This window comes from Achromobacter aloeverae (genome assembly GCF_004121055.1).
In the GTDB taxonomy this organism is placed as follows: Bacteria; Pseudomonadota; Gammaproteobacteria; order Burkholderiales; family Burkholderiaceae_B; genus Bordetella_C; species Bordetella_C aloeverae.
Window position 1 is genome coordinate 1 of record NZ_PYAL01000002.1, and the last position, 15,433, is coordinate 15,433.

Consider the following 15,433-nt stretch of genomic DNA (forward strand, 5'->3'; position numbering starts at 1 on the left):
ATAGCGAGTTGGTCCCACTCCTTCCCATCCCGAACAGGACAGTGAAACGACTTTGCGCCGATGATAGTGGACGGACGTCTGTGAAAGTAGGTCATCGTCAGGCTCTTATCCTCAAACCCCCGCTGGTCACCCAGCGGGGGTTTGTCTTTGGGCGGACGGAATGTGCGCGGGCTGAGGCAGGGATCGCTTGCCCCGCCCCGCGGCCGAAGGCGCAAGCCAGGCGCGCCCCGAAACGAACCCAAGCATGCACGAAAACAAGGCCCGCCCAGGTAATCCAGGCGGGCCTTTGTCCGGCATTCCGCCCATCCATGGATGGATTGCTGTTTTCCACCCGCTCGCGGCGACATCTCCCCGTAAGTTGGACTACCATTACTAATTACCACCGGGCGGCACGTAAGCTGGGACACCAGCACGGCCGAAATTCCCATAAGTGAACCCTCATAAGTGAGAAGGGTAGTAAAGCTAACGTGACCTTCCCGCCGCACCCAAGGCGGAGAGCGCACGACCGACATCACGGATTATTAAATGATTGACGCAGACCACATCGAAGTCCCGAGCAAGCCGCACAAGTGGTACCAGATTCTTTACGTGCAGGTGATCATCGCCATCGTCATCGGCATCGCGCTGGGGCATTTCAAACCTGACCTGGGCGAGGCCATGCGGCCGCTGGGCGACGGCTTCATCAAGCTGGTGAAACTCATCATCGCGCCGGTGATCTTCCTGACGGTGGTGACCGGCATCGCCGGCATGAGCGACCTCAAGAAAGTGGGCCGTGTCGCGGGCAAGGCCTTCATCTACTTCCTGACGTTCTCCACCGCCGCGCTTATCGTCGGCATCCTGGTCAGCCATGTGGCGCAGCCGGGCGTGGGCATGCATATCGATCCCGCCACGCTGGACGGCAAGAAGGTGGCCGATTACGTGACCAAGGCGCACGACTCGACCATCACCGGCTTCCTGATGAACATCATCCCCAGCTCGCTGGCCGGTCCCTTCGTCACCGGCGACATCCTGCAGGTGCTGTTCGTCTCCGTCCTGTTCGGCGTGGCGCTGGCCCTGGTGGGTGAACGCGGCCGTCCCATCTACAACCTGCTGACGTCCTTGAGCATTCCCGTCTTCAAGATGGTCGCCATCCTGATGCGCGCCGCGCCCATCGGCGCGTTTGGCGCCATGGCGTTCACCATAGGCGCATATGGCATCAAGTCGGTGGTCAACCTGGCGGCCCTCGTCGGCACCTTCTACGCCACGGCCATCCTGTTCGTGCTGATCGTGCTGGGCGCCGTCGCGCGCTACAACGGTTTCTCCATTATCAAGCTGGTCCGCTACATCCGCGAAGAACTGCTGCTGGTGCTGGGCACCAGTTCTTCGGAAGCCGCCCTGCCTTCGCTGATGCAGAAGCTGGAGCGTGCCGGCGCCGCCAAGTCGGTAGTCGGCCTGGTCGTGCCCACGGGTTACTCCTTCAACCTCGATGGCACCAACATCTACATGACCATGGCTGCGATGTTCATCGCGCAAGCCTGCGATATCCATCTGACCTGGTCGCAACAGATCCTGCTGCTGCTGGTGGCGATGGTCAGCTCCAAGGGCGCGGCGGGCGTGACGGGCTCGGGCTTCATCACCCTGGCAGCCACCCTGACCGTGATTCCGGACCTGCCGGTCGCCGGCATGGCGCTGATCCTGGGCGTGGACCGTTTCATGTCCGAATGCCGCGCCTTGACCAACCTGGTCGGCAACGCTTGCGCCACGGTGGTGGTGGCGCGCTGGGAAGGCCAACTGGACAAGAACGCCCTGGATGCCGCGCTCAACGGCGATCCCCTGCCGGGACCGACGTCCACGCCGGCTGCCACCGGCTCGCACTAACCCCTGGCTCCCGCGCCGGCCGACCGCCGTCCCGCCGGCCCACCCAAAGGCCACGCCGTCCGCGGCGTGGCCTTTTTGCCGCCCGCGGCCGCTCCCAGGCAAGAGAGTGTTAATAAGCTGGAACGATTGTGGAGCATAGGTAACTGATCGCCGTCACTCTTTACCGAGCGGAGATCAGGAATGACAGTGCCTCCTTTATCCGGCCACGGCGTCGTGTGGAACATCGCCCCCGACGACACGCTGCCGCCCCCCATCTTGTGCGGCGACCCGGTATTGACGCCATGGTTGCTCGGCTCCCTGCCGCCGGCACAGTACGAACGCCTGCACGCGACGTTGAAATGCGTCTCCGCGGATCCCAATGGGCGGACCCTGCTACGGGCCTACGCGATCTGGGCGGAAGTGCACGGAACGACGCCGGATATCGTCTGGCGCGAAAGCAGCGGTCCGGCCATCCGGCAAGGCATCTCGATCGGCGCGCAAGGAGGCGTGGGCTGGCTGGTGGACCTGGACTACCTGGCGGACGCGGCGCTTCCGCAAATGCTCAAGACCTTGGGCGATTTGTACGTGGACCTGACGCAGGTGCGTCGCCGCGATCCTTTTGCCTCCCTCGCGCCGGACCACGTCTTGCGCGCCGTGGACCCAGCGCTCGAACAGGCTTGGAATCAGTGGCTGGTCAGTGTCCCGGAGGGGGCACGGCGGGATGCCCGGGCGCGCGCCATCGTGCAGATGCGCGCCAGTCTCTTTGAAATGCGTTGTCATGGCGGTTTGGATCTTGAGCAGTTTCGGCACCTGCTGACCGTGTTGAGCGCGGCAAGGTCGCGCACCTTGCCGATCCCGGCCTCGCTGGATCTCAGCAACCTGGGCCTGGACAGCGTTCCGCCCATTCCTCCGTCGATCGATGCACTGAATTTGTCCGGAAATAGCATCAGCGACTGGGGCAACATGCCCGCCTCGTTGCGAATGCTGGAGCTGCGCCGCCAGCGCGGGACCTGGCCCGAGATGCTCATGTTGCCGCCGGGCTTGACCGATCTTGATCTTTCGCAGAGCGACCTGCGGCAGGCTTCGTCCGGCTTCCTGGACAACTTGCAGGCCTTGGGCCGGCTCAAGACGCTATTGCTCGCCGACACGGATATAGCGTCCTTGCCGCAACTGGGAAACAGCATTCGGTCGCTCGATATCTCCGGCAATCGGTTTTCCGCCATTCCCGCGAATCTGCCGACGGGCGTCGTGTTCCTGTATGCCGCACGCAATCCCCTGGAGTCCTTGCCGGCAAGAAGGGAGGACCTGCCCGCCAGCTTGCGGGGGCTGTACGTACGGTCGATCTCGACCCAGTTTCTTGAGGTTCCCGAGGCCTTGCTGCGCGACCGCGATTTGTCGATAGACATGGGGCCTAGGCGCGAGCGGGCGACCGGACAGACGGAAATCCTGCTGCGCGCCCAGCTGCGGTCCTTGCTGATGCGCCCGGACGGCGCCTCTGACGTGCAACGCTGCAAGGACGCCGCGGCGCGATGGGATGGAATATGCCGCGACCTTTTCACGGTGTCTCACCAGGCAGGGCATAACCCTGGCCTCCATCAGGCCGGCGGCCCAGGTCACTCCCATGCCGGCGAAGCGACGGCGTTCTATTCCTTCCTGCAACGCCTGGAACAGGTCCCCGCCTACCGGAAGCATGAGGATTTCCGCCGTAACGTACGCGACTGGCTGGTGGACCTTGCGTCTCGCAAAGGCTTGCGGGAAACCACGCTGGGCGCATGCCTGGAGGCCAACGAGACATGCTCCGACAGGCTGCTGCTGGCCTATAACCGTCTGATGATGCACCGACTGGGCAGCGATATCGAGGAGGGACTCCTGGATGAGGACATCCCCCGCGTGATCGATATTGCCCGGCAGGCCTACACCCTGGAAGTATTGACCGATATCGCCGAGCAGATCGTATCCGAGTTCAGGCGCAATTCCGTTGAACGCTTCATCCAGGCGGCGGGCCGCTCACGCGCCTCCAGCCACCTGGGCGACGATGCCATCGACGGGTTCGATTACGTCGCGGAGGGCGGCCGCCTCGATGCCGATTTCGTCGGCGCGCCCGAGGCGTTGGGCCAGTTCAGCGAGCTCGAACTCCGGATAAACCGGGACTCCCAGCAGGACTTCGTCCTGGACGAGGTGGAAATCCATCTGGCGATCCTGTGCCTGGTATGCGCCCCGGACGCACTGGACCTGTGGGCGATCGCGCCCGAGCGCATGGCGCTCGAGTCCTCCCAGATAGACGGGCCGTCCGTCAAGGTCATGGCCATGGCCGAGGTGCGGCGGCGCGGCGAGCAGGAATTCCTGTCTTTCCTGGCGCTGGACTATTCCCCGTGGACCGGGCTGCTCAAGCGCAAGGCGGCGCAGGCGTATGACGAGGCCGACGCGCGGCGGCATGCAGCGCTGGAAACGGACTACGAGGCGGGCCTCGATGCCGCGATGCAAGCCCTGGCGCTGGAGGCGGGCGAGGGCGCGGTGCGCGACGACGCCCGCAAGGATGCAGGGCCGGCCGTGGCGCGTCGCCTGCAACTGGAAGCCTTGCTGCCGGTGACCCTGGCGGTGTTGGAGGGGGCGGCGGCGGGGACGCCGATCAGGCTGCCGTTCGGCGCGGGGAGGAGCAAGGACGCATCGGCAGCCCCACCCCCGTCCACGGCCTCGGCGGCCGGCTGGCAACGAGTCTAGGAGATATCAGCGCGGCAGGAAGATATCAGGGCAGCAGGACGCCCGCGCGGCCCAGCAGCTCGGCCGTCTCGAAGACCGGCAAGCCCATCACCCCGGTATAGCTTCCCGCGATGTGCGCGACGAAGATTCCCGCCAGGCCCTGGATGCCATAGGCGCCGGCCTTGCCGAAGGGTTCGCCGCTATCGCAATAGCGCTCGATGTCGCGCCGGTCGAGCGGACGCAGACGAACGTCGGTCACGGAAACGGCCTCGTGCAGCATGCCGCCGGCGGCCACCACCACGGCGGTATGCACCTGGTGCGCGCGGCCGGACAGGCGTTGCAGGATCGCGATGGCGTCTTCGCGGTCGGCGGGCTTGCCCAGCACGTCGCCGTCCAGGATGACCGTGGTGTCCGCGGCCAGCAGCGGCAGGGGCGCCAGCGCCTGGTCGCGCAGGTAGCGGACGCCGCGCTCCGCCTTTTCCCGCGCCGTACGGCGCACGTAGACTTCCGCCGCTTCGCCGGCATGGCGCGGTTCGTCCTCTCCGGGCGGCGCCGGCACGGCGAGCACCTGGTGGGCGACGCCGATCTGGGCCAGCAGTTCGCGCCGGCGCGGGCTCGCGGAAGCAAGGTAAATGCGGGGCGCGTCCTGCGCGGGGTCGGAGAGAACAGTCGTCACGGTAACGTCACGGTAAGTGCAGGCCATCCGGGCCGGCGGCGGCGCGGCCCATCAGGCCCGATGATAGGGATGATTGGTGAGGATGGCCCAGGCCCGGTACAACTGCTCGGCCAATACCACCCGCACCATGGGATGGGGCAGGGTCAATGACGACAACCGGATCTGCGAGGCGCACGATGCCTTCAGCGCCGCGTCCAGTCCGTCGGGCCCGCCGACCAGGAACGCGACGTCGCGGCCCCCGGCCCGCCACTGCTCCAGGGTCTGCGACAGCGCCATGGTCGTCAGGTCGCGGCCGCGCTCGTCCAGGGCGATGCGCAGGGCTTGCGGCGGCAAGGCCGCGTCGATGCGGCGCGCTTCGGCCGCCATCATCTGGACCGGCGTCTTGCCGCTGGTACGGGGTTCCGGCTTGATTTCGCGTAATTCCAGCGCGCAATCGGGCGGCATGCGTCGCGCATAGTCGTCCCAGGCCGTTTCGACCCAGGCCGGCATGCGGTTGCCGACGGCGGCGATGATCAGTTTCACGGCGTGCGGGCGTCAGTGGCGTGCCTGGAAAGCAGGCGGGTTCGGACGGCGGTCAGAGTTCGTCGCCGTCGTCGTAGGTCGAGCCGCTCATCGTGCCGGTCATGCTGCCCGAGAGGGCCGGCGAGGTCGATTGCGGCAGCAGCTTGACCCGCACCGGCTTGCCGCCCCAGATTTCCTCCAGGTTGTAGTACTGCCGGATCGCGGGTTGCATGATATGCACGACGATGTCGCCCAGGTCCACGACCACCCATTCACCGGTGTCCTCGCCCTCGATCGTCGGCTTCAGCTTGAGGAAGTCGCGGGCGCGTTCGCTGACGCTGGCCGCCAGGGCGCGCGTCTGCCGGTTGGACGTCGCGCTGGCGATGATGACGCGATCGAACAGGCTGGTCAGGTGGGTGGTGTTGAAGACCTTGATGTCTTGTGCCTTGACGTCCTCGAGGGCGTCAATAACGGCGCGTTGCAATTTTTGTATGTCCATAGTCGCAAATATAACCTCCGGCGAACGGCGCGCCGGTTGTTGTGCAGCCGGATGCACAAATGCCGGCAGGCTCAATCGTGATAGAGATGATGGGTGCGGATGTAATCGACCACCGCCGCGGGCAGCAGCTCGTCGACCGGCAGATCTTGCGCCAGTCTGCGCCGGATTTCCGACGCCGACACCGGCATGTCGGAAAAAGGCAACTGTTGCAATTGACGGTTCAGGCGGCCCAGGGCGCCGGCGAGGGCTGGCGGCGGGGTCAGCGAGCTGCCGGGACGGGTGGCCACGGCCAGGTCCACCAGGGCGACGATGTCTTCCCAGGCGTGCCAGGTGCAGAAATTGGCCAGTTGGTCGGCGCCCAGCAGCCATACATAGGAGGCGTCCGGGGGCAGGGCGCGCAGGGTGTCCACGGTATAGGTGGGGCCTTCGCGGTCGACTTCCATGGTGTTCAGGGCGATGCCGGGCGCGTCCGCGATGGCCAGGCGGATCATGTCGCAGCGCTGCCGCGGGCTGGCTTGCAGGGGCGCGCGCTGCCACGGCTGGCCGGCGGGCAGCAATTGCACCTGGTCCAGCCCCAGGCCGTCGAGCGCGCTGCGGGCCAGCGCCAGGTGCGCCAGGTGCACCGGGTCGAAGCTGCCGCCGAGCAGGCCTATCTTCTTCAAAGCCACTCCCGCGGCTTCAGGTAGCCGGCCAATACCGCTTCCGGCGTGCCGCTTTCCGGGGCCCAGTCGTAGCGCCACTGGGCCAGCGGCGGCATGGACAGCAGGATGGATTCGGTGCGGCCGCCCGATTGCAGGCCGAACAGCGTGCCACGGTCATAGACCAGGTTGAATTCGACGTAGCGGCCGCGCCGGTAGGCCTGGAAATCGCGTTCGCGTTCGCCATAGGCCTGGTCCCGGCGCAGGGCCACGATGGGCATGTAGGCGGGCAGGAAGGCGTCGCCGACATCCCGCACCAGGGCGAAGGCCGCGTCGAAGCCGCCTTCGTCCAGGTCGTCGAAGAAAATACCGCCCACGCCGCGCGTTTCGTTGCGGTGCTTGAGGAAGAAATACTCGTCGCACCACTTCTTGTAGCGGGCGTAGTAGTCCGCCCCGTGCGGCGCCAGCGCGTCGCGGCAGGTCCGGTGGAAATGCCGGGCATCCTCTTCGTAGGGGTAGTAGGGCGTCAGGTCCATGCCGCCGCCGAACCAGAACACATCGGACTCGCCGCTATGGCGGGCCGGCGCCACGAACAGGCGCACGTTCATGTGGACCGTCGGGATATAGGGATTGCGCGGATGCAGCACCAGCGACACGCCCATGGCCTGCCACGGGCGTCCCGCCAGCTCGGGGCGGCGGGCGCTGGCCGTCGGCGGCAGCGCGGCGCCATGCACGTGGCTGAACAGCACGCCCGCGCGCTCCAGCAGCTGGCCGCCTTCCAGCAGGCGCGAGCGCCCGCCGCCGCCTTCCGGACGTTGCCAGGGATCGCTGCGAAAGGCGGCGCCCTCGGCCTGCTCCAGCGCCGCGACGATGCGGTCCTGCAGGCCGGTGAAATAGTCGCGCGCCGCGTCTATCGGCAATTCGTCCGGCAGGGCGGATGGGACGGAGGGGAGGGTGCCCGCATTCATGGCCGTACCCGCGATGAGCCGCCGCGGCTCACGACCCCGCCTTCGGCTTGGCCGGGGCGGGGGTGCGCTTGAGCGCGCGCCAGCCGATGTCGCCACGGTACTGGCGGCCGTCGAACACGACGCGGTCCACGGTTTCATAGACCCGCTCGCGCGCCATGCGCACCGAGTCGCCCAGCGCCGTGACGCATAGCACGCGGCCGCCCGAGGTCTTGATGGCGTCGCCGTCGCGCTTGGTGGCGGCGTGGAAGACCATGCAGTCGGCGGCGTCTTCGGGCAGGCCGGAGATCGCGTCGCCGGTGCGCGGCGTGCCAGGATAGTTGTGCGCGGCCAACACCACGCCCAGGGCGGTGCGCCGGTCCCACACGATGTCGGCCTGGTCCAGGGTGCCGGCCACGGCGTGCTCGAAAACGTCCAGCATGTCGCTTTTCACGCGCATCATGATGGGTTGGGTTTCGGGGTCGCCCATGCGGCAGTTGAATTCCAGCACCTTGATCGCGCGGTCGGGATCGTCGCCCGGCGCGATCATGAGGCCGGCATAGAGGAAGCCTGTGTAGGGGATGCCGTCGCGCTGCATGCCCTGCACGGTGGGCAGGATGACTTCGCGCATGATGCGGTGATGCATTTCCGGGGTGACCACCGGAGCGGGCGAGTACGCGCCCATGCCGCCCGTGTTGGGGCCTTCGTCGCCGTCGCGCAGGCGCTTGTGGTCCTGGCTGGTGGCCAGCGCCAGCACGTGGCGTCCGTCGACCATGACGATGAAGCTGGCTTCCTCGCCCAGCAGGCATTCCTCGATGACCACGCGGGCGCCGGCGGCGCCCAGCGATCCGTCGCCCAGCATGGCGTCGACGGCGGCGTGGGCTTCTTCCAGCGTGGCGGCGACCACCACGCCCTTGCCGGCGGCCAGGCCGTCGGCCTTGATCACGATGGGCGCGCCTTCACGGTCGATGTAGGCGTGGGCGGCCGCCGGGTCGGTGAAGGTCTCGTAGCGGGCCGTGGGGATGTTGTGCCGCACCATGAAGGCCTTGGCGTAATCCTTGGAGCTTTCCAGCTGGGCGGCGGCCTTGGTGGGGCCGAAGATCTTCAGGCCGCGGGCGCGGAAGGTGTCGACCACGCCGGCCGCCAGCGGCGCTTCGGGGCCGACCACGGTCAGGGCGATGCCTTCGCGCTGGACGAAATCGGCCAGGTCGTCGGCGCTGGTCAGGGCGACGTTTTCAAGGCTGCCGCCTTGCGTGCCGCCGTTGCCGGGCGCGACATAGACCTTGTGCACGCGCGGCGATTGCGCGAGGCGCCAGGCGAGGGCATGTTCACGGCCGCCCGAGCCGATTACCAGGAGTTTCATGATGGAGGGTTCTGCGTCTGGAGGATTCTGGGTGCGGGCCCCGCGCCGCCTGGCGCGGGAGACCCGACGCCCGCCGGCCAGGTGGCCGGCGGGCCGGTACGGATGGAATGGCGTTATTGCGCCTCGTCGAGCACGGCCGTCGTGTAGACATCCTGTACGTCGTCCAGCGCTTCCAGCGCGTCCAGCAATTTCTGCATCTTGGCGGCGTCGTCGCCGACCAGTTCGGTTTCGTTCAGCGCCTTCATGATGATGCCGTCCACTTCGGCCTTCAGGCCGGCGGCATCGAAGGCCTGGCGCACGGCCGCGTAGTCGGCCGGCGCGGTGATGACCTCGATCACGCCTTCCTCGTCCGTGACGATGTCTTCGGCGCCCGCTTCCAGCGCGACTTCCATCACCTTGTCCTCCGGCGTGCCGGGGGCGAAGATGAACTGGCCGCAATGCTTGAACATGAAGGCCACCGAGCCTTCCTGGCCCAGGTTGCCGCCGTTCTTGGCGAAGGCATGGCGCACTTCAGCGACGGTGCGGGTACGGTTGTCGGTCATGCAATCGACGATGACCGCCGCGCCGCCGATGCCGTAGCCCTCGTAGCGGACTTCATCGTAGTTGTCGCCGTCCGCGCCGCCGGCGCCCCGCTGGATGGCCCGCTGGACGTTGTCCTTGGGCATATTGGCGTCGGTGGCCTTGTCCCAGGCCAGGCGCAGCCGGGGATTGCTGTCCGGATCGGCGCCGCCGGCCCGTGCGGCGACGGTGATTTCACGAATGATCTTGGTCCACAGCTTGCCGCGCTTGGCGTCTTGGCGACCCTTGCGGTGCTGAATATTGGCCCATTTACTGTGTCCGGCCATGGCGTTCCGATTTTTGATTTAAGCAAAGACGGCTATTTTACCGTGCCGCCGGGTGCGCCGCCCGGGCCCGGTGTTGCGCGGACGCAGCGTCCGGCCCCGTACACTCGGGCGGCGGCTCGCTCTACACTTGCCGCAACCGTCCTATTCACGGAGTTTCAGCCATGTCCGACCCCGTCGCTTCCGTCCCCCCGCTGCTGGTCGCCAAGAACGGCGCCGCCGAACTGGCCCTGCTGCCGGCCCTCGCCAACCGGCACGGCTGCATCACCGGCGCGACCGGCACCGGCAAGACCGTCACCCTGCAGGTCCTGGCGGAGCAGTTCTCGCGCATCGGCACGCCGGTCTTCATGGCGGACATCAAGGGGGACCTGACCGGCATCGCGCAGCCGGGCACGCCCGCGCCCAAGCTGATGGAAAGGCTGCAATCCCTGGGCGTGCCGGCGCCGGCCTGGAGCGGCAGCCCCGTGGTCTTGTGGGATGTATTCGGCGAACAGGGGCATCCGGTCCGGGCCACCATTTCCGACATGGGGCCGCTGCTGCTGGCCCGCATGCTGGAACTGAACGACACCCAGGAAGGGGTCTTGTCCCTGGTGTTCAAGGTGGCCGACGACGAGGGCCAGCTGCTGCTGGACCTTAAGGACCTGCGGGCCATGCTGCAGGACGTGGCCGACCGCGGCGCGGAACTGAAAACCCGCTACGGCAATGTGTCGGCGGCTTCGGTGGGCGCCATCCAGCGGGGTCTGTTGACCCTGGAGTCGCAAGGCGCGGACAAGTTTTTCGGCGAGCCCATGCTGGACGTGGCGGACCTGATGCGCACCGACGCGCAGGGCCGCGGCGTGGTCAACATCCTGGCCGCGGACAAGCTGATGCAGGCGCCGCGCCTGTACGCCGTCTTCCTGCTGTGGCTGCTGGCGGACCTGTACGAGAAGCTGCCCGAAGTGGGCGACCCCGACAAGCCCAAGCTGGTGTTCTTCTTCGACGAGGCGCACCTGCTCTTCACCGATGCGCCCAAGGCCTTGCTGGACAAGATCGAGCAGGTGGTGCGGCTGGTGCGCTCCAAGGGCGTCGGCGTGTATTTCGTGACGCAGAATCCCCTGGATATTCCCGATACGGTGCTGGGCCAGCTGGGCAATCGCGTCCAGCACGCCTTGCGCGCCTTCACGCCGCGCGACCAGAAGGCGGTGCGCACGGCCGCGCAGACCATGCGTCCGAATCCCGGGCTGGACCTGGAGGCGGCGATCACCGACCTGGGCGTGGGCGAAGCACTGGTGTCCTTCCTGGACGTGAAAGGGCGTCCGGGCATGACCGAGCGTGCATGGATACTGCCGCCCGCCAGCCGCATCGGTCCTTGCACGGCGGCCGAGCGCCAGGCGCTGCGCGATGCGTCGCCGCTGAAGGGCAGGTATGAGCAGGCGATAGACCGCGTTTCGGCTTATGAGGTGCTGACCCGGCGCACCTTGGGGAACGACGTCGGCCAGGGGGCGGGGCCGGCGGGGGCTGATGGGAATGGGGCCGGTGGGGCCAGTGGTCCGGGCGCCGCCGTGCCGACGGGCACCGCATCGGCTGGCCAGGCGGGACAGTCCCAGGGCGAGGGCGGGCTCATGAAAGAGGTGAGCGACGTCCTGTTCGGTTCAACCGGCCCGCGCGGCGGCAAGCGCGACGGCGTGGTGCAAAGCATGGCCAAGACCGCCTTGCGCCAGGCCGCGCGCGAGCTGGTGCGCGGCGTCCTGGGTTCCCTGATGGGGTCGCGTCGACGCTGATCCGACCGCGCCCGGCGGCGCATGAAAAAAAACCGGCCGCGGGAGACCGCGGCCGGTTTTTCTCCTGCATGGCCGGTCAGGCCCCGACGTAGCGGGTAACGTCGTCCAGCGTGCGCTTGAAGCGCGTCACCATTTCGCGCACTTCGGCCGGCGTAATGATCAGCGGCGGGCAGAAGGCCACGGTGTCCTGGATGCCGCGGATGATCAGGCCGTGTTCGTGGGCCTGTTCATAGGCATAGGCGCCGGCCTTGCCCAGCGGGTCGAAGGGCCGCTTGGTGGCCTTGTCGGCTACCAGCTCGACGCCGGCGATCAGGCCGGTGCCGCGCACTTCCCCGATCAGCGGGTGATCGGCCAGGGCGCGCAATTCCTCGTGCAGCAGCGCGCCGCAGTCGGCGGCGTTCTCGATCAACCCGCGCTCGTCGATGATCTTGAGGTTTTCCAGCGCCACGGCCGTGGCCACGGGGTGGCCGCTGGCGGTGTAGCCGTGTCCCAGCGTTCCCACCTTGCCGCTGTTTTCGGCGATGACTTCATTGACCTTGGGCGACAGCAGCACGGCGGCCAGTGGCTGGTAGGACGAGGTGATCTGCTTGGAGAACACCATGATGTCCGGCTCGATGCCATACACGTCGCTGCCGAAGCGCTTGCCCAGGCGGCCGAAGCCGGTGATGACCTCGTCGGCGATGACCAGGATGTCGTGCTTGCGGCATACGGCCTGGATTTTCTGCCAATAGGTGCGCGGCGGCGCGATGACGCCACCGGCGCCCATCAACGGCTCGCCGATGAAGGCCGCCACGGTGTCCGGGCCTTCCTGCTGGATCAGCGCTTCCAGCTCGTTGGCCAGGCGGGTGGCGAAGTCCTCTTCGGACTCGCCGGGGTTGGCATGGCGATAGTGGTGCGGACACGAGGTGTGCTTGATCTGCGGCAGGGGCAGATCGAAATCGCGATGGTTGCCGGCCAGGCCGGTCAGGCTGGCCGACGCCACGGTCACGCCATGATAGGCGCGCTGCCGGGCGATGATCTTCTTCTTCAGCGGCCGGCCCAGGGCGTTGTTGTAGTACCAGACGAACTTGACGACCGTATCGTTGGCCTCGGACCCGGAGTTCGTGAAAAAGGCCGTCGCCATGCGCCCTTCGGTGTAGTCCACCAGGCGCTGGGCCAGCTCGATGACGGGCAGGTGGGACTTGTGCGTGAAGGTATGGTAGTACGGCAGCTGGCTCATCTGGCGCGTGGCGGCCTCGACCAGGCGCTGTTCGCCGAAGCCCACGGCCACGCTCCACAGGCCGGCCATGCCTTCGATGTACTGCTTGCCCTGGTCGTCGTACACGTAGATGCCGGCGCCGCGGTCGATGACCCGCGGGCCGGTGCCGCGGTGCTTGATGACGTTGGTATAGGGATGGAGGTGGCTGCGGACGTCGGTGCTATGGCTGTCTTGGAGGGAGGACATGGTTTGCGTTTCCTGCTGTGGGGGCCGCGGCAACAAGTGGGTATTGCAAGGGAACGATGCGCGGCCAATAGACGGATGATATATGGGACGGCCAGCGCCGTCAGCGTGGCGGCCTTCCTAGGTGCGTGGCCGGCGGCTCAGCGCCAGGAACAGGCCGGCGCCGCAGATCAGCGCGATGCCCGCGGCGGCGACGAGGTCGGGCGGCCGGTCGAACAGGAAGGTGCTGTAGGCGACCGCCATCGGCAATTGCAGGTAGTTCAGCGGCGCCAGGGTGGACGCCGCCACCCGTTGGAAGGCGGCGATAAGCAAGACCTGTGCGATGCCGCTGCACATGCCCAGGACCAGCAGGGCCAGCAGCTCGCCGGCCCCCGGCGTGGCCGCCGGCGGGAAGAAGGGCGCCGGCAGCGCCGCGCCTATCCAGCAGATTGCCGTTGCGTAGCCGAATTGCACGTAGCCGGGCGTCTGCGCGGCCAGGCGCCGCGTGACCAGCTGGAACAGGGCGTAGGCGATGGCGGCCGCCACCATCAGCGCCGTGCCTATCCAAGGCAGCTCGCCGCCCGGACGCACGATCAGCAGCATGCCGCCGAAGCCGACCCCCACCGCCAGCCATTGCAGCACGCGCACGCGCTCGCGCAGCAGCCACGGCGAGAGCGCGACCATGATGAGCGGGGACGTGAAATAGATCGCCGTGGCCTCGGACAAAGGCATCCAGATCAGCGCGGTCATGTAGCAGGTGCCCACCGTGCAGAGCAGCAGTCCGCGCGTCACCAGCAGGCGGGTGGGGACAGGGCGTGCCTGGGCGTCGGTGTCCGGCGCGCCCCGGTCGCGGCCGCGCCAGACGCGCAGCAGCCAGAACGCGCCCACCAGCGCCACCGACGTATAGCGCATCAGGTTGAGGAAGGTGGGCGGATAGCGCGTGATCATGTACTTCGAGCCGGCGTCGAAGGTGGCGAAGGCCACCAGCGCGCCCAGGAACAGCAGGCAGCCGGCGCGCTGGGCGGCGGCCGCCGAGGGCGACAAGGCGCGGGTCGCGGTGTTCATCCTAGGGTGTTCATCCTAGTTGGCGCGCTGCGGCTGGCCGTCCGGCACCAGGCCTTGCAGGAAGGCGTCCAGGGCCGCGCCGATGGCTTGCACCATGTAGCCGCCTTCCTGCACCACCACCGTGGGCAGGCCCAGGCCGGCAATGCGTTCGCCCAGCTGGCGGTAGGCGTCGATGTCCACCTGGAGCACGCTGATGGGGTCGTCCTTGTAGGTGTCGAAGCCCAGCGGTAGCACCAGGGCCTGCGGCCGGTAGTCGCGCAGGGCGGTCAGGGCCTCGTCCAGCGTGGCCAGGAAGGCCGCGCTGTCCGCCCCATGCGGCAGCGGGTAGTTGATGTTGTAACCGTGTCCGCCGCCATGGCCCCGTTCGTGCGCGTAGCCGGTGTAGAAGGGGTAGTACTGGGCGGGGTCGGCGTGCAGCGACAGCGTCATCACGTCGGCGCGGCGGTAGAAGATGTTCTGCGTGCCGTCGCCGTGATGGGCGTCGACGTCCAGCACGGCCACCTTGTCGTAGCTCAGGCGCAGGCGCTGCGCGGCGGCGGCGCTGCTGTTCAGGTAGCAGAAGCCGCCCGCGCGGTCCGCGTGCGCGTGGTGGCCCGACGGGCGGCATAGCGCATACGCGCTGCCCTGCGTGGCGCGGGCGTGGTCGGCGGCGGCGACGGCGCTGTGCGTCGACCGCAGCGCCGACCGCCAGGTGTGGGGGCCGATGGGGCAGGACAGGTCGCTCAGGTAGTAGCCGGTCTGGGCCACGATGGACGGCGACGGGCAGGGGCCGCGCGCGTCGTCCTCGACGCGGCCGTTGTAGTAGGGCGAGAGGTTGGGCAGCACCTCGATGCCGGGCTCGATGGCGCCGGGTTTTTTCAAGGCCTGCCAGCGGTCCCAGGCGCTTTCCAGGTAGTCCAGGTAGGCGTCCGCGTGCACGCCCGCCAGTGGGGCGCGGCCAAAGTCCGGCGGCGTTTCGACGGGGATGCCGCGTCCCCGCAGTTTGGCCAGCAGCGCTTCGGCGCGCGCCGGCAGGTCGGTGGGCTTGCTGATGCGGCCCAGCCGCATGAATTGCTGCGGGTCGTGCAGGATCTGGTCTTCGGAGAAGAAAGCCTTCATGGCGGTCCTTCGGGGGCGGTGGTTATTGGGGGCGCTGGATCGCGGATGCGGAAGAAGACGCGGCGCGGGCGTGCTGGCCAGCGCCGCGTGC

The 15,433-nt window shown here is 67.6% G+C and carries 13 protein-coding genes and 1 rRNA gene; 4 read left to right on the forward strand and 10 right to left on the reverse strand.

Features of this window, described 5'->3' with window-relative positions; all coding sequences use genetic code 11:
• The 3 genes from rrf to C7R54_RS06900 all read left to right on the forward strand — a co-directional run.
• A 5S ribosomal RNA gene (gene rrf, locus C7R54_RS06890) occupies positions 1 to 103 on the forward strand; the annotation flags it as partial.
• A gap of 422 nt (positions 104 to 525) precedes the next feature.
• Positions 526 to 1,857, forward strand: coding sequence for a dicarboxylate/amino acid:cation symporter (locus C7R54_RS06895; RefSeq protein WP_129149487.1), 1,332 nt, complete (start codon positions 526 to 528; stop codon positions 1,855 to 1,857).
• A gap of 180 nt (positions 1,858 to 2,037) precedes the next feature.
• Positions 2,038 to 4,557, forward strand: coding sequence for an NEL-type E3 ubiquitin ligase domain-containing protein (locus tag C7R54_RS06900; protein ID WP_129149488.1), 2,520 nt, complete (start codon positions 2,038 to 2,040; stop codon positions 4,555 to 4,557).
• 25 nt (positions 4,558 to 4,582) lie between these two features.
• Here C7R54_RS06900 and C7R54_RS06905 read toward each other — a convergent pair whose 3' ends face one another.
• The 7 genes from C7R54_RS06905 to C7R54_RS06935 form a co-directional block, all read right to left on the reverse strand.
• A complete protein-coding gene (locus tag C7R54_RS06905; RefSeq protein ID WP_240039422.1) occupies positions 4,583 to 5,212 on the reverse strand; it encodes a Maf family protein in 630 nt (209 codons plus the stop codon).
• Between the two features lie 51 nt (positions 5,213 to 5,263).
• The gene (gene rlmH / locus C7R54_RS06910; RefSeq protein ID WP_129149490.1) at positions 5,264 to 5,734 is read right to left on the reverse strand and encodes a 23S rRNA (pseudouridine(1915)-N(3))-methyltransferase RlmH; all 471 of its coding nucleotides are present in this window, start codon (positions 5,732 to 5,734) and stop codon (positions 5,264 to 5,266) included.
• 52 nt (positions 5,735 to 5,786) lie between these two features.
• Complete coding sequence (gene rsfS / locus C7R54_RS06915) at positions 5,787 to 6,212, reverse strand: ribosome silencing factor (RefSeq protein WP_129149491.1); 426 nt, start codon at positions 6,210 to 6,212, stop codon at positions 5,787 to 5,789.
• Positions 6,213 to 6,283: 71 nt separating this feature from the next.
• Complete coding sequence (nadD, locus tag C7R54_RS06920; protein WP_129149492.1) at positions 6,284 to 6,874, reverse strand: nicotinate-nucleotide adenylyltransferase; 591 nt, start codon at positions 6,872 to 6,874, stop codon at positions 6,284 to 6,286.
• Positions 6,871 to 7,818: an oxygen-dependent coproporphyrinogen oxidase gene (gene hemF, locus C7R54_RS06925; RefSeq protein ID WP_129149493.1), complete on the reverse strand. Its 948-nt coding sequence runs from the start codon at positions 7,816 to 7,818 to the stop codon at positions 6,871 to 6,873. Before hemF ends, nadD begins: the two co-directional genes overlap by 4 nt.
• A gap of 28 nt (positions 7,819 to 7,846) precedes the next feature.
• On the reverse strand, positions 7,847 to 9,157 hold the full coding sequence (gene purD / locus C7R54_RS06930; protein WP_129149494.1) for a phosphoribosylamine--glycine ligase: 1,311 nt from the start codon (positions 9,155 to 9,157) through the stop codon (positions 7,847 to 7,849).
• Positions 9,158 to 9,270: 113 nt separating this feature from the next.
• Positions 9,271 to 10,002 (reverse strand): YebC/PmpR family DNA-binding transcriptional regulator, encoded by a 732-nt coding sequence (locus tag C7R54_RS06935; protein WP_129149495.1) that lies wholly within the window; start codon positions 10,000 to 10,002, stop codon positions 9,271 to 9,273.
• Positions 10,003 to 10,163: 161 nt separating this feature from the next.
• Here C7R54_RS06935 and C7R54_RS06940 point away from each other — a divergent pair, with 161 nt between their 5' ends.
• The gene (locus C7R54_RS06940; RefSeq protein ID WP_129149496.1) at positions 10,164 to 11,759 is read left to right on the forward strand and encodes a helicase HerA-like C-terminal domain-containing protein; all 1,596 of its coding nucleotides are present in this window, start codon (positions 10,164 to 10,166) and stop codon (positions 11,757 to 11,759) included.
• 76 nt (positions 11,760 to 11,835) lie between these two features.
• On the opposite strand, the gene C7R54_RS06945 is transcribed toward C7R54_RS06940, so the two are convergent.
• The 3 genes from C7R54_RS06945 to C7R54_RS06955 all read right to left on the reverse strand — a co-directional run bounded on the left by C7R54_RS06945 (position 11,836) and on the right by C7R54_RS06955 (position 15,342).
• Complete coding sequence (locus C7R54_RS06945) at positions 11,836 to 13,203, reverse strand: aspartate aminotransferase family protein (RefSeq protein WP_129149497.1); 1,368 nt, start codon at positions 13,201 to 13,203, stop codon at positions 11,836 to 11,838.
• Positions 13,204 to 13,320: 117 nt separating this feature from the next.
• Positions 13,321 to 14,244, reverse strand: coding sequence for a DMT family transporter (locus tag C7R54_RS06950; protein WP_129149498.1), 924 nt, complete (start codon positions 14,242 to 14,244; stop codon positions 13,321 to 13,323).
• 15 nt (positions 14,245 to 14,259) lie between these two features.
• Positions 14,260 to 15,342, reverse strand: coding sequence for a histone deacetylase family protein (locus C7R54_RS06955; RefSeq protein WP_129149499.1), 1,083 nt, complete (start codon positions 15,340 to 15,342; stop codon positions 14,260 to 14,262).
• Positions 15,343 to 15,433: the final 91 nt, after the last annotated feature.